This is a genomic window from Desulfurococcus sp., from assembly GCF_049970475.1.
In the GTDB taxonomy this organism is placed as follows: domain Archaea; phylum Thermoproteota; class Thermoprotei_A; order Sulfolobales; family Desulfurococcaceae; genus Desulfurococcus; species Desulfurococcus amylolyticus.
Map to the genome: position 1 here is coordinate 1 of NZ_JBMFMW010000025.1, position 12,995 is coordinate 12,995.

Annotated in this window: 14 protein-coding genes; 4 read left to right on the forward strand and 10 right to left on the reverse strand. The window is 44.5% G+C overall.

What is annotated here, in order from left to right; all coding sequences use genetic code 11:
- Window positions 1-16: 16 nt before the first annotated feature.
- On the reverse strand, window positions 17-1,519 hold the full coding sequence (locus ACP5N5_RS02745) for an ABC transporter ATP-binding protein (RefSeq protein WP_428132571.1): 1,503 nt from the start codon (window positions 1,517-1,519) through the stop codon (window positions 17-19).
- A gap of 86 nt (window positions 1,520-1,605) precedes the next feature.
- The gene (locus ACP5N5_RS02750) at window positions 1,606-2,838 is read right to left on the reverse strand and encodes a BMP family lipoprotein (RefSeq protein WP_428132577.1); all 1,233 of its coding nucleotides are present in this window, start codon (window positions 2,836-2,838) and stop codon (window positions 1,606-1,608) included.
- Between the two features lie 138 nt (window positions 2,839-2,976).
- On the opposite strand from ACP5N5_RS02750, the gene ACP5N5_RS02755 reads away from it, so the two are divergent.
- Together ACP5N5_RS02755 and ACP5N5_RS02760 are read left to right on the forward strand one after the other, a co-directional pair.
- Window positions 2,977-3,978, forward strand: coding sequence for an MDR/zinc-dependent alcohol dehydrogenase-like family protein (locus ACP5N5_RS02755; protein WP_042666817.1), 1,002 nt, complete (start codon window positions 2,977-2,979; stop codon window positions 3,976-3,978).
- Between the two features lie 44 nt (window positions 3,979-4,022).
- Window positions 4,023-4,463, forward strand: coding sequence for an RpiB/LacA/LacB family sugar-phosphate isomerase (locus ACP5N5_RS02760; RefSeq protein ID WP_428132616.1), 441 nt, complete (start codon window positions 4,023-4,025; stop codon window positions 4,461-4,463).
- A 46-nt stretch (window positions 4,464-4,509) separates the two neighbouring features.
- On the opposite strand, the gene glmS is transcribed toward ACP5N5_RS02760, so the two are convergent.
- Window positions 4,510-6,348, reverse strand: coding sequence for a glutamine--fructose-6-phosphate transaminase (isomerizing) (glmS, locus tag ACP5N5_RS02765; RefSeq protein WP_423777225.1), 1,839 nt, complete (start codon window positions 6,346-6,348; stop codon window positions 4,510-4,512).
- 67 nt (window positions 6,349-6,415) lie between these two features.
- Between glmS and pyrH the strand changes: the two genes are divergently transcribed.
- Together pyrH and ACP5N5_RS02775 are read left to right on the forward strand one after the other, a co-directional pair.
- Entirely contained in the window at window positions 6,416-7,093 is a 678-nt protein-coding gene (gene pyrH, locus ACP5N5_RS02770) for a UMP kinase (RefSeq protein WP_042666819.1), read from the forward strand.
- A 98-nt stretch (window positions 7,094-7,191) separates the two neighbouring features.
- Window positions 7,192-8,304 (forward strand): AAA family ATPase, encoded by a 1,113-nt coding sequence (locus ACP5N5_RS02775; protein WP_276814863.1) that lies wholly within the window; start codon window positions 7,192-7,194, stop codon window positions 8,302-8,304.
- A 16-nt stretch (window positions 8,305-8,320) separates the two neighbouring features.
- On the opposite strand, the gene ACP5N5_RS02780 is transcribed toward ACP5N5_RS02775, so the two are convergent.
- The 7 genes from ACP5N5_RS02780 to ACP5N5_RS02810 all read right to left on the reverse strand — a co-directional run bounded on the left by ACP5N5_RS02780 (window position 8,321) and on the right by ACP5N5_RS02810 (window position 12,915).
- Window positions 8,321-9,109: an SDR family oxidoreductase gene (locus ACP5N5_RS02780; RefSeq protein WP_428132585.1), complete on the reverse strand. Its 789-nt coding sequence runs from the start codon at window positions 9,107-9,109 to the stop codon at window positions 8,321-8,323.
- Between the two features lie 277 nt (window positions 9,110-9,386).
- Entirely contained in the window at window positions 9,387-9,683 is a 297-nt protein-coding gene (locus ACP5N5_RS02785) for an SDR family NAD(P)-dependent oxidoreductase (RefSeq protein ID WP_338033506.1), read from the reverse strand.
- Between the two features lie 62 nt (window positions 9,684-9,745).
- Complete coding sequence (locus ACP5N5_RS02790; protein ID WP_012609070.1) at window positions 9,746-10,450, reverse strand: RNA methyltransferase; 705 nt, start codon at window positions 10,448-10,450, stop codon at window positions 9,746-9,748.
- The gene (locus ACP5N5_RS02795; RefSeq protein ID WP_012609071.1) at window positions 10,422-11,003 is read right to left on the reverse strand and encodes a methyltransferase; all 582 of its coding nucleotides are present in this window, start codon (window positions 11,001-11,003) and stop codon (window positions 10,422-10,424) included. Before ACP5N5_RS02795 ends, ACP5N5_RS02790 begins: the two co-directional genes overlap by 29 nt.
- Before the next feature lie 29 nt (window positions 11,004-11,032).
- Window positions 11,033-11,869 carry a 16S rRNA (adenine(1518)-N(6)/adenine(1519)-N(6))-dimethyltransferase RsmA gene (gene rsmA / locus ACP5N5_RS02800; RefSeq protein WP_428132597.1) on the reverse strand — a complete coding sequence of 279 codons (837 nt, stop codon included), beginning with the start codon at window positions 11,867-11,869 and terminating at the stop codon, window positions 11,033-11,035.
- A complete protein-coding gene (locus ACP5N5_RS02805; protein ID WP_042666826.1) occupies window positions 11,853-12,503 on the reverse strand; it encodes a DUF655 domain-containing protein in 651 nt (216 codons plus the stop codon). The genes rsmA and ACP5N5_RS02805 overlap by 17 nt, the downstream gene beginning before the upstream one ends.
- 37 nt (window positions 12,504-12,540) lie before the next feature.
- On the reverse strand, window positions 12,541-12,915 hold the full coding sequence (locus tag ACP5N5_RS02810) for an RNA polymerase Rpb4 (RefSeq protein ID WP_428132606.1): 375 nt from the start codon (window positions 12,913-12,915) through the stop codon (window positions 12,541-12,543).
- Between the last annotated feature and the right edge of the window lie 80 nt (window positions 12,916-12,995).

A 12,995-nucleotide genomic window follows, 5' to 3' on the forward strand; every position in this document is an offset into this window, starting at 1 on the left:
CATGTAGTTAGAGGCCTCAGGCACTGATACCACCCATTAAAAGCCCTAGCTTCTCAAGGGTAAATTCCTCTGTTCTTCCCTCACCAATTACTCTACCCTCGTACATCACGATTATCCTATCGCTCAACTGAATCACTTCGTCTAGGTCCGTGGATATCAAGAGTATTCCAACCCCCTTGGTCTTAAGCTCCAATAGCTTTCTCCGTATAAACTCTGTCGAGGCAACATCCACGCCTTGAGTGGGCTCGGAAACCACGAGGACCCTTGGCTTCTTCACTAGCTCCCTGCCAACCAGGAGCTTTTGTTGATTTCCTCCGCTGAGATTCTTCACCATAGTATAGGGGTTGGGAGGGTTGATATCGTACTCCTTGATTATTTTAAGGGCGGTTTCCACGGCTCTACCCCAATCTATGAAACCGTATCTCCCAATGTAACTATATGTGCTCGTTAACACCGAGATCTCGATGAGATTCATTTCATGGATTAACCCGTTCCTCCTGCTTTCAGGAACATATGATATACCCAGCTTGTATCTACTCATAGGGTCAAGCATGGTGATATCCTTCGAGTCAAGGATTATCCTACCCCGGTAAGGCCTCCTTAACCCAGCAATAGCCTCTGCCAGCTCTGTCTGGCCGTTGCCTTGAACACCAGCTACTCCAATGATTTCCCCCTCCCTTACCGAGAGATTAACGCCTTTCAAAACATCCACTCCTTCACTGTTTCTAACCCATAGATACTCTATCCTCAATACTTCCCGACCAGGCTGAATGCCAGGGGGCTTCTCCAAGACTAGTTCAACATCCCTGGCAACCATCATTCTAGCTAACTGGGCCTCAGTGACCTCGCTAGTCCTCACCGTCCCTACTTTAATCCCTCTCCTGAGAACTGTTACTCTATCGGTTATAGCCTTGACCTCTCTAAGCTTATGTGTAATCAATATTATCGTCATTCTCTTCTCCTTTAACTTCTTCAAGGATTGAAATAATTCCTCCACTTCAAGAGGTGTTAACACGCTTGTGGGCTCGTCGAGTATAAGTATACGTGCATCCCTTATGAGGGCTTTAAGTATCTCGACCCTCTGCTGGACACCGGCAGGGAGCTCCTCGACTACTTTGTCAAGGGGTATCTTTAACCGTGTCTCACCGATCAGCTTCTTGGCTCGTGCTTCGACCTCGTTTCTAGTAATACGTGGATTAATAGTTGCTAAGGCAAGGTAGAGGTTATCCAGCACCGTCATCGTTGGGACAAGGGAGAAATGTTGGTATATCATTGCTATGCCCTGCTTAATAGCATCCCTTGGGTTCCTGTATCTAACTCTTCTACCGAGTACCTTGATCTCCCCCTCTGTTGGGCGTATCTCGCCATAAAGTATTCGCATTAAAGTGGTTTTACCGGCCCCGTTTTCCCCCAGTAACCCGTGTATCTCCCCTTCTTCAGCCTCGAAATCGACTCCATGTAAAGCTATTACGCCGTCAGGATAAATCTTTCTAATACCGTGCATCTCAATAGTCTTCATAGTTGGACGCCCATAAAGAGGCTCACATGTTATTCCTGTCTCATTGATGAAAAGGAAGGAATGTATAAAAAAGGTTTTCTTCTTCTCTAGACGCTTCCCCTGCTTAAAGCCGCATTTAAGTCTCCATTCTTGAGGGCATTCACTATTTGAGTGTATTCCTCCTCTGTGGAGGGATTCTTGAATGCTATCTGTCCACTTATAATTAGTTGCTCTAATTCACTCATTATGTTCCAACCAGTCTCCGTAATATAGGTGTTTCTGGTTTCATTAACTATTCTTACAACATCATCCGGCGTGAGCCCGGTTTCCAGCTTGCTCTGGTTGTAAGCTATCTCTGCGAAGTATTTAACGCCATCGAGATCCCATATACCTACTCCACTATCTTTCAACCCTAACACATGTATTCCGGGTGTCCACTTGTTTTCAGCAACCATTTTAATGGCATCATATACTGCTATATCAACTCTTTTAGCACCGCTTATAGGCATGTATCTCGGCATATACCACTCCTGGCTGGCGTCTTGGCCTATGGCTAATGCAACCCCCTTACCCTGCTTGTTCCAGTCTCGAACAGCATCGAACATTCCAACATGTGTTAAGCCAGCTAAACCATAGAGTACGCATGCTCTCTCCTGTAGCATTGATGTAGCATACTGGTATCCCTTCTGAGTGTCTCCGAATGTACCCGTGTACTCCCAGAGAAAGTCTATGGTCTTATTTGTTTTCATCTCATAGTATTTAACACCGAATAAGTAGCCTATGTGGAATCTCCATAGAGGCGGTATAGACATACCGGCTACAGCACCTACCTTGTTACACCCTATTTTAGAAGCCATGTCAGCTGCTAAAACACCTACTAGCGCCCCCGCTTCTTGTTCGGAGAATAAGATGTCGACCTCGTTGGGTCTATTGATGAACGTGGATGAATCAATTAAAGCATACTTCTGATTGGGGTATTTATCAGCTGTAGCGTTCAACGGGGATGTCCATAGGAATCCCACCAATACTATTAAGTCGTATTCGCCGCTGGCCGATAATGACTCCAATAGATCCTGCATCTTAGCCTGGCTTTGTGGAGTCGTGTACTCAACCTGTATATTGAAGTCCTTCCTGGCTTTCTCAGCACCAAGCCACGCCATATCGTTGAAGCTTAGGTCTCCTCTCCCACCTACATCGAAGAGTATTGCAACCTTGATAGGTTTATTAGTTGATGTGGTGGAGGGGGATGCATAGTTATAATAGTAGTATACCCCTATTGATGCCACTATGATGACTACTATTATAACTAATACAAGGGTTCTCATAGCCAGGGATCTCATCAGTTCACCCCTTATTGATAATTTAAATATTGATGATATATAAAAATTATGAAAACAAATATGTTTCTTAGATACATTACAACTGAAAGCCCGCCCTTTAGGGCGGGAAGAAGGTTAGAGCATGTGTGGGGATACAGTGTGAAGGCTCTTCTACTTCTCGGAGCAAGAGATCTGAGGCTTGAAGAAGTTGAAGAACCAAGACCTGCTCCAGAATGGGTCCTCATCAAAGTTGAGAGGGTCGGTATCTGTGGAACAGATAAGGCCATGTACTCTGGGACATATAAGCTACTCAAGAAGCCCCTTATCCCGGGTCACGAGGTTTCAGGTATAGTTGTCGATGTTGGCGAGGGGGTTTCAAGGGATCTCGTAGGGCACAGGGTTACAACCGAGATAAATGTCTACTGTGGTAGGTGCTGGTATTGTAGAAGTGGAATGTATACTCACTGCCCCTACAGGGAGACCATAGGGATAACACGTAACGGGGGTATGGCAGAATACATGGTAACAAGACGGGATCTCATCCATGTAGTCGATGACTTAACACCGCTTCAGGCGGCATTTATTGAGCCGCTTGCGGCAGTGGTCGAGATGATTGAGATGGAACCGGTTAAACCATTAAGCAGAGTTGCAGTTATAGGTGTTGGTGCAATTGGATTACTCGCCATACAAGTGCTCAAACTATTCGAGCCGGAGCTCCTGGTAGCTGTCTCGAGGCCCGGCTCTCCGAAGGCTCGTCTAGCCAGGGAGCTTGGAGCAGATTTAGTCGTAGATTACCAAGGGCTTAGTGAAGTAGTTAAGAAGGATACCCCAGAGGGACAGGGGTTCGACTACGTCGTTGAGGCCACTGGTAGCTCCAGTGGTTTAGAAGTAGCGCTTGACGTAGCTAGGCCGAGAGGTGTTGTTGCGTTGAAGTCAACCCATGGCTCCCCGGTAAGCTTTGATCAGACCAAGGCTGTTGTAAAGGAGTTAAGGCTATCGACGTCCAGGTGCGGTCCCTTCGATAAAGCGATAAGCCTGTTGAGGAAAAGAATAGTGGTTGTCGATAAACTAGTTACCTCAGAATATCCGTTGACAAGGGGTGTTGAAGCCTTCGAGAAAAGTTTTGAGAGAGACCAGGTGAAAATACACCTGGTCACCTAGGTTTATTTTTATGTTTGAATAATTATTTTAGGAGGGACGAATCCATGCGTGTAGCGGTTGGATCAGATGACGTATATAGTGTTGCAAGATTCCTTGTGGACTACCTGAAGAAGAAGGGATTCGAGGTTAAACTAGTCGGCGCCCTCGCGACGGGAAAGCCGTATCCATGGCCCGATGTAGGCTTTGAGGTCGGCTCTATGGTGGCTAGAGGCGAGGTAGATTATGGCATTGTTATATGTTACACTGGTACAGGTGTATCAATAGCAGCCAATAAGATCAAGGGAGTTAGGGCAGCACTCGTCACAGATGCCAGGAACGCTGAGGGAGCTAGGAGATGGAATGATGCCAATGTCCTCGCGTTAAGTGCCAGGTTAACTAGTGAGGAGCTGGCTAAGGAGATAGTGGATGCGTTCTTCAATACTAGGGAAATAGATTCATCTGAGGTAGAGAACATAGAGAAACTGAAGGCTATTGATAATGCTTGAGGGTAAAGTCATCGAGATCGTTGAGGAATCGATGATGACTTAAGAGCTATTCCACTGTAACGGTTTTAGCCAGGTTTCTCGGCTTATCCGGGTCAAGGCCCTTCATCGTGGCGACATAGTATGCGAGTAGTTGAAGCGGTGGTGTATGGGTTAGAGACGTCAGTATCCAATGCGTCCTTGGGACTTCTATCACTATGTCTGCTCTCTCATTTAAGTTGAATCCCTGTGGAGCAACACTGATTACGAATCCGCCTCTAGCCTTCATCTCCTCTATGTTCCCCAATAATAGTTTCTCAAGCTTTCTATCACTTGGTACTGTGAATACTACTGGGAATGAAGGCTCCACCAATGCTATGGGACCATGCTTGGATTCGCCGGCTGGATACGCTTCAGCATGTATATATGCGATCTCCTTTATCTTGAGGGCTCCCTCTCTGGCAACCGGTAGCCCGATATCCCTGCTGAGATAGTACATGCTTTTAACTGGAACCAGTTTCTCAGCTAGCTTCTTCACGGTTTCACCACTCATCGATAATGATTCCTCAACATATCTAGGTGCATTTCTCAGCTCCTCCAGTAGCTTGGCTGCTTCATTACTGTTTAATCTACCTGTCTCACCGGCTAATAGAATGGATATCCATGAGAGGAATAGGGTTTGAGTTAGGAAGGTCTTGGTGGCAGCTACCCCTATCTCTGGCCCGGCCCTAGTGTAGAGAGCTATATCGCTTTCCCTAGCTATGGCTGAGTCGACTACATTTGTTAAGCTAATGATTCTACACCCCTTCGCCTTGAAGGCTCTCACAGCCTTCATAGTATCCATTGTCTCCCCGCTCTGGCTGACAGCTATGAGTATGTCGCTGGAACCAACTACCCCAGCATATACCTCATACTCGCTGGCTATGAAGGGTATAACTGGTTTCCCAGATAGCTTCATCGTTGTTAACGCGAAGTATTCTGAGGCATGGTAACTCGTGCCAGCTCCAGTTATAAATACCTTGTCGGCATCAGCTAGTAGCTTAACTGCTTCATCAATTATTACATCATTTACTAATCCATGGATAGTGCTTCTAAGGGCCCTTGGCTGCTCATATATCTCTTTAATCATGAAGAATGGGTATCCCTCCTTCTCGGCGTCTTTTAGATCCCATTCAACCACCCTGATATACCTGCTTGACTCGAGTATGCGGCCCGTATCTAGTTCCTCGATATGTATCTCTGATGGAGTAATGTAGCCGATCCATCCATCCCTTATGACTATTACTCTCCTCGTGTGCTCTAGCAGGGCTGGTATATCGCTTGCCACGGCATTGTATCCGTTGCCCACCCCTATTACCAGAGGACTATCCTTTCTAGCGTAGAATATCTTATGGGGTTCAAGTGGTGTAATCAGGAGGATCGCGTATGTACCTCTCAGAGATGATATAGCCTTCTTAAAGGCTTGGTAAACACTCCCCGTCTCCTTATAATATTCCTCAATCAGGTGTGCCACTATCTCTGTATCTGTTTCACTCTTGAAGACATGCCCCTTTAAGGCAAGGATCTTTTTCAACTCCATATAGTTCTCTATGACGCCATTATGTACTATCGCAAACATGTTGTTGCAATCAGTGTGGGGATGCGCGTTTACATCGTTTGGAGCACCATGTGTGGCCCACCTGGTATGACCTATCCCGGTTATACCTTCAAGGCTTGTGAAAGAATACTTGCCTTCAAGCTCGTTCAGTTTACCCTTGCCCTTTAAAATAATGAGCCCGTTATCACTGATTACAGCTATGCCTGCCGAGTCGTATCCACGGTACTCGAGCCTAAGAAGACCCCTGTATATGGCCTCCCCTAGCCTTAAAGTATTCTTATCGTGTAGGCATAAACCTATTATTCCGCACAAACCCAACTATCCTCCCAAGGTACGATATTAAAATATCAGGGCATGTTTAAAAAAGACGGTGGTGAAGATGAGAGATGTGCTTGTCCTAAAGATAACGGGTAAGGCATTCGACGAGGGTTCAATCCTGATCTCTAGATACGTAAAGCTACTGAAGAGTATGGTGAGCGAATATAGACTGATAGTAATAACGGGGGGCGGTAACACAGCTAGAAAGTACATCTCTGACGCTAGATCACTAGGCATCTCCTCGAATTACTGGCTTGACTTAATAGGAATATGGGTATCAAGACTCAACAGCCTACTCATAACCTCTTCACTGCAGCCCTATGCCTACCCAAAGCCGGCTGTAAACCTTGAGGAAGTATTGGAGGCATTATCTTCACACAGAGTTGTCGCAATGGGTGGATTAATCCCAGGACAATCAACAGCATCGACAGCTATAGAGGTGGTTGAAGCGGTTGGCGCTGAGAAACTCTACTATTTCTCAGCAGTTGGATACGTATATGATAGAGATCCAGCTAAATACCCTGATGCAAAACCACTGAGAGAAGTAAATGCAAGCCTCCTCAAAAAAATACTGGAACAGAAACAGCTACCGGGAGAATACGCGTTAATAGATGAGAAGGCACTGGATTTAGCGATTAGAAGCAAGATACTGGTTCAACTAATAAGCTACCGCGAACCCGAAAAACTCTTGGATGCATTAAGAGGAGAAAACCCTGGAAGCTTAATTCACCCAGCTTAACTTCAGTTACTCAGGGTCTCAACTCTATTTAACAGGATAGAAATATGAGTATTAGAAAATAACTATCGGGGGAGGAAGTAACTATCGGGGGAGAAAGCATGCTCTTCGATCCCAATCCAAAATCCAAGAGAGAAGACTTATTTGGACGTGAAAAGGAGCTAGAGGAGTTTAATAAGAGCTTACACCTTAATGAAAGATTAATTATTGTAAGCGGGCCGAGAAGAATAGGTAAAACCAGCTTTATTCGTGTCGCACTCAGTGAATCAAAATATCCATACTTAATTATCGATGTTAGGGAGATACATGGTGTTTACGGTAGTGTCTCTAAATACTCATTATACTCTAAGATAGCCGAGTTTCTCACCTCGCAAATGCGTCTTTCCAAGAAGCTATCTTCTATATTCCTTGATTTTATTAAAAGAATCAAGATATTTAAGGTCTCTGGGATAAGCATAGAAGTAATTCCTACTAAGAGACTGCCAGATGTAACCGTATTGCTTAGGAGTCTTGATGAGTGCTCAGCTGAAAATGGCACTAGATTCATACTGGCATTCGATGAGGCCCAATATCTTAGGTTTTCTGGTGGTGTTAGATATGATGAAATAATAGCGTGGTCTATTGATAACCTTGAGAATATTACTATAGTTGTTACAGGGAGCGAGGTTGGAGTGTTAAAGGACTTTCTAAAGCTTGAAAACCCCGAGTCCCCCCTCTATGGCAGGTATAGACATGAAATAGTGTTAGAAAGGTATACTCGTGATAAAAGCCTTGAATTCCTTGAGAAAGGATTTAGCGAACTAAGTCTTCAAGTCCAGAGAAGCGAGCTTGAGGAAGCCGTTAACCTAGTGGATGGTATCCCGGGATGGCTCACCCTCTATGGGTACTACAGAGGTGTTAGACGCCTCAGTCACAGTGAAGCTTTAACGGCTGTTTTCTCCGAAGGCAGTAAGCTCATTAAAGATGAAGTAACAAGGATAATTGCCTCTTCACGAGGTAGATATCTGGGAATACTTGAAGCAATAGCCAGAGGGGCGAGAACATGGAAGCAGATAAAGGTGTATTTGATGTACAGGACAGGCCCTATAACTGATGCCAGGTTTACTGAGCTCTTAACTACACTGGTCAAGTATGGCTTAGTGGTGAAAACAAATAACGAGTATAAAATAGCTGACCCAGTGCTGGAATACCTTGTTAACTCCGGAGATCTATGAAACCCGTGGCTTTATTTTAGAATATTGATTTCATGAGTCCTCCATCGATCGGTATTGAGACACCGTTAAGGTATGAAGCATACCTGCTTGCTAGGAACGCTATTACTCTACCGTACTCTATTGGTGAGCCAAGCCTTCCTAAAGGTATATCGCTGACGAATTCCCTATATGCCTCCTCGTATGACTTGTTCCCCCTCCTGGCTCTATCCTCGATCAGTTTTCTTATTCTATCAGTCTCGATGTAGCCTGGCATCACTGCATTAACCCTTATTCCCTCACGGCCGAGCTCTTTAGCGAGTGTTTTAACCAAGCCATGGATACTTAGCCTGAGGACGTTTGATAATGCCAGGTTATCTATTGGTTCCTTAACTGCTAAACTAGTTGAAAAGATTATCGAGGGATTACTTGACTTCCTTAAGTATGGGAGAGAAGCATTGACAATCCATATCGCATTGAAGACAAGGAGTCTTGCATTATACTCCCATTCATCTTCGCGTATCTCCTGAAATGTGCCAGGTCTAGGAGGACCGGTTATGTAGATTATTGAGTCAAGGCCCCCGAGGAACTTCACAGCCTCATCCACCAGCCTATAGACATCCCCCCTAACGGTTAAATCAGCTGCAACCCCGTGAACTCTATCACCAAATCTACTTTTCAGTTCTCCAAGGGTTTTCCCAACATTATCCCGGCTCCTCCCATTTATAACGACTTTCGCACCCTCCTCTAGTAATGCTTCAGCAGCACCCCTTCCAAGGCCTCTCGTGGAAGCCGTTACAAGAACACGTAGTCCTTCAACTATACCCATAATATTCACCTAGAAAGACTTTCGAATACTAGTTAATAAAATATTAATATATTAGTCATTGTGCAAGACGACCTCTTAGTATCTATAGTAGCTATAGTGCTTAAAACCTATTGTCAAGCCAACAGTCCAAGCTGATACAGGAGCTACTTGACGGCTATAAATGTCCATTGAAGACGAGAACTTGGATAAGGGTAAGGTATTATTCGTTCTTCACGTATTTAATAACATGTTTACTCATGAGGTATGGCCCGGTGAGGTTTACACTAATTATCCTGTTTCATTCTTCAAGTGTCTGTTCTTCTATGCTTCTTCCCGTGAATCCTATGCCAGCATTATTCACGAGAACATTTATCGAGTTATACTTGTTGAATACGTATTCCACAGCCTTCATCACATTATGCTCTATGGATACGCCAGCTTTGATGAATACCGCTTTAAGACCTTTCGAGATTAGCTTGTTCTCTCTTATCCTACCTGCTTCTTCATCTATGTCTATTATAGCGATGTTGTATTCCTCAAATGCTAATCTTGTTGCAATGGTTGCTTCAATGTCTCTAGCACCGCCTGTTACGATACAGGTTTTATCGTAAACCTATTGTACAAGGTCTCATCCTTAGCTATAGAACTGTAGTGTTTTTAGGTTTTATTAGAGGAAATATGTCTTCTTACTCTTTGAAGCCAGTATCTTAATAAGGCAGCCTCTTTTTCTGTAAGAAGCGCTTTGCCGAGTATTCTCCTCCATAGGATCCTTGATCTAGTTATTTTCTCCTCAGTAGTCATAACTAGCTTTGAGATCTCCACTGTTAAATCAAGTAATTGCCTCAGCGTCTCCTTGCTGGCTAAAGGAGGTATATTGGTTGCAGTAATACTCCTCTGCTTCCAGAGCTCCCACAGCACTATGGCTACTGCCTGGCTAATATTAAGTGCCGGGTATGATGGGTTTGCTGGTATCGTGACCAGGACATCGGCTTTACTGATTTCTTCCCGTGTTAAACCAGTGCTTTCCCTACCGAATAATATAGCCACACTCCTGGTTCTCGGGAATATTTTCTCGGCGAACCCGTTTAAATCAACGGCTTGTCTAAGCATGTCTCCTGCACTATATCCTTCATCACTGGTAGCCGCGACCATGTCAACTCCCTTAATGGCTTCATCGAGTGAATCAGTGACTCTGGCTTTAAGCAGGAAGTCTTTTCCTCTGGCGGCGTAGTTTAAAGCCTCCTCGATACTGGCTACTGGTTTAACAATGTATAGCTCATCAACGTTGAAGTTTACACAGGTTCTAGCTATGACTCCAAGATTCACTGGACCCTCAATACCCACTAGTACTATCCTTAGCATTCCTCTTCACTACTCCAACACTATATAGTGTTTCAAAAAACATGTTTTTAGTTATAGAGGCCACCCTACTAAACCCCTTCTTAGACAAGTACTCCTCCACCACCAGTGGATTCGATAGCGACGAGTAAACAAGCACTAGTAATCCACCGGGCTTGAGAACATACCATGCTACATTGATGAAGTAGAGTATTGCCTCGTATCCATGTGCACCGCCCTCAGTAGCTATATCCTCTATGCTACCGCTCCATGCAGGCAGGTATGGGGGGTTGGCTAGGACTAGATCTATTGATGACTCCTTTATAGATATACCCGTGTCACTTGATAAGATGATGTTTTTCCCAGCTGCATTGTTTAACACGGTGTTTTCTCTAACCGTGTTGAGAGCATCTTCATCGATGTCTATGAAGATAACTTTTTCACAGTACCCTTTTAACAAGGCGTGGAGTCCCAGTACACCGCTACCGCATCCGAGATCCATGCAGAGATCCGCTCTCGGTTTAATGGAGTCCAGTAGCTTTACTACGAGCCATGAGTCATCGCTAGGCCTGTACACGTTTCCCTTAAATACTAGTTTGAGACTCCCTACAGTAATCCATTCTCCCTCAGTCTTCTCGCTAATGCCACATACACCTCTCCGCTTACCTCATATACTCTCTTATCTCCAAGTAGTTCACGGGCATACATATATATCTCGCTGTCCTCCCCTATACCAAGGGACTTGGCGAGAACCCTTAAAGCTATCCTTCTCCTCTGCGTAAACAATAGCCTGGTCAGCTTCTCGAGGGCGAATACATCCTGGTTAAAAACGCGTCGCCTGGTTAAAGTTATAATTGCGTGCCCTACCTTTGGTTCAGGGTAGAATGAGGAGGGGCCATATATACCTGTGATTTCTATGTTAAACAATGTGTTGAGTAGAATAGTTATCCTACCATACTGCTTACTACCTGGCTTGGCTACAAGTCTCTCAGCGACATCTTTTTGAAGCGTAAATACAACTCTTTCAACGTTATTCGATCTAGCTATTGAAACCAATATATTGGATGTAACATGGTATGGTATATTCCCTACCACTTGCCTAGAGAACACTGTGTACTTGGTGGCATCAGCATTGATGAAGAGAGTGTTGGATGTATTCAAGTTTTTAACAGCTATACCCAGTAGTTTCTCATCGATCTCTATGCATATAAGTCTAGGAACCACTCTGCTTAATGGAATGGTTAAAGTACCTAGTCCACAGCCTATTTCAGTGGTTTCCGCATGGTTTACATGGCTTATGAAGTCCCTTATAAGCCGGGGATCTACGATGAAGTTCTGACTAAGCTTCCTCCTGGGTCTTAAACCATGCTCGCGGAGTATGCTTATAGTCCATGAAAGGAGGCCGCGTCTACTCATTTCATCTGGCCTAATATAGCTCCCCATATAGTTTCTCCAAGTACCCTAGGTACATCGTGTTAGGCTCGGGGGATTTTATGAATAAATAGTACTTCTCCCCGCCAATCAACTCCTTGATGACCCTGTTTACAAGGGCTTTAACAGGATCTATACGAGTCCTCTTCTTTATGTCCTCGAAGCTCTCAAACCTCTTCTTGCTTCTCTCCTCGAGTATCTGGTTCATTGTCTTCTTACCTATCTCGGGGAGCAATTCAAGTGCGTGTAGCCTTATGTTGACTGGCTCAGCTATATTGAAGAACTCAACGAATATCTTCTCGTTCTCAAGTACTATGTTTTTAAGAGCCTCGGGTAGATTGGTTTTAGCAACGCTAGTGAGCTCACTGTATACTATATGTATGATTCTCTTAACCTTACTCGGGTATCCAAGGTCTATTTTCTCGAGTATCTCTATTTTAACCGCGGGTAAGGGGGTTGCTTCGAGTAGAGAGAAGTATTTCACCCCGATACCCTGGATGAAAGGCTGGTTCCTGTGTTCATAATGGGGATCAGAGGGGTTTCCAAGCTCAAGGTAATCTAGAACATAGAGCGCCGGCTCATGCCTTTCATCCCAGCGTCTCTCCCCATGCCTCTTATATCTAAAATTGTGATCACGGTGTGACAATACAATCCCCTTTAAGCAGGCTTGATGCAGGTGAGGATTAGGAAGGGGCTACACCAGTGCAATAATTGCTTAGGGTGGCCAGTATCTCTTCTAAGACGCCTTGCTCTGGAGTCTTCTCTTCGAGCTCCATAAGGTATCTTAACTCATCTATCGAGGAGGGACAGATATTCATTAACATTACAATGGTTTCATCTTTCAAGCCTTTGGAAGCTAGTAGCTCGTGGAGTTCCCCTGCTTTCTCCGGGGGTATTTTATGATGGGTTTTAAGGTATTCTAAGACCCTTGAAAGCAGAAGGGGTACTGTTCCGGTTTCCTCCTTTATCTTCTCCACTATATTTCTGAGAATCAGGTATGCCTCACTATTTGACAACTGTTTCTCCTCTATTGCTTTTAATACTACGGTATTCGACAATACTGGTCACCACCATATAGTTATAAGCACTAGGAATATTAATGTTTACGGGTCAGGCTTGCTGTGCCTGAGGGATGTTT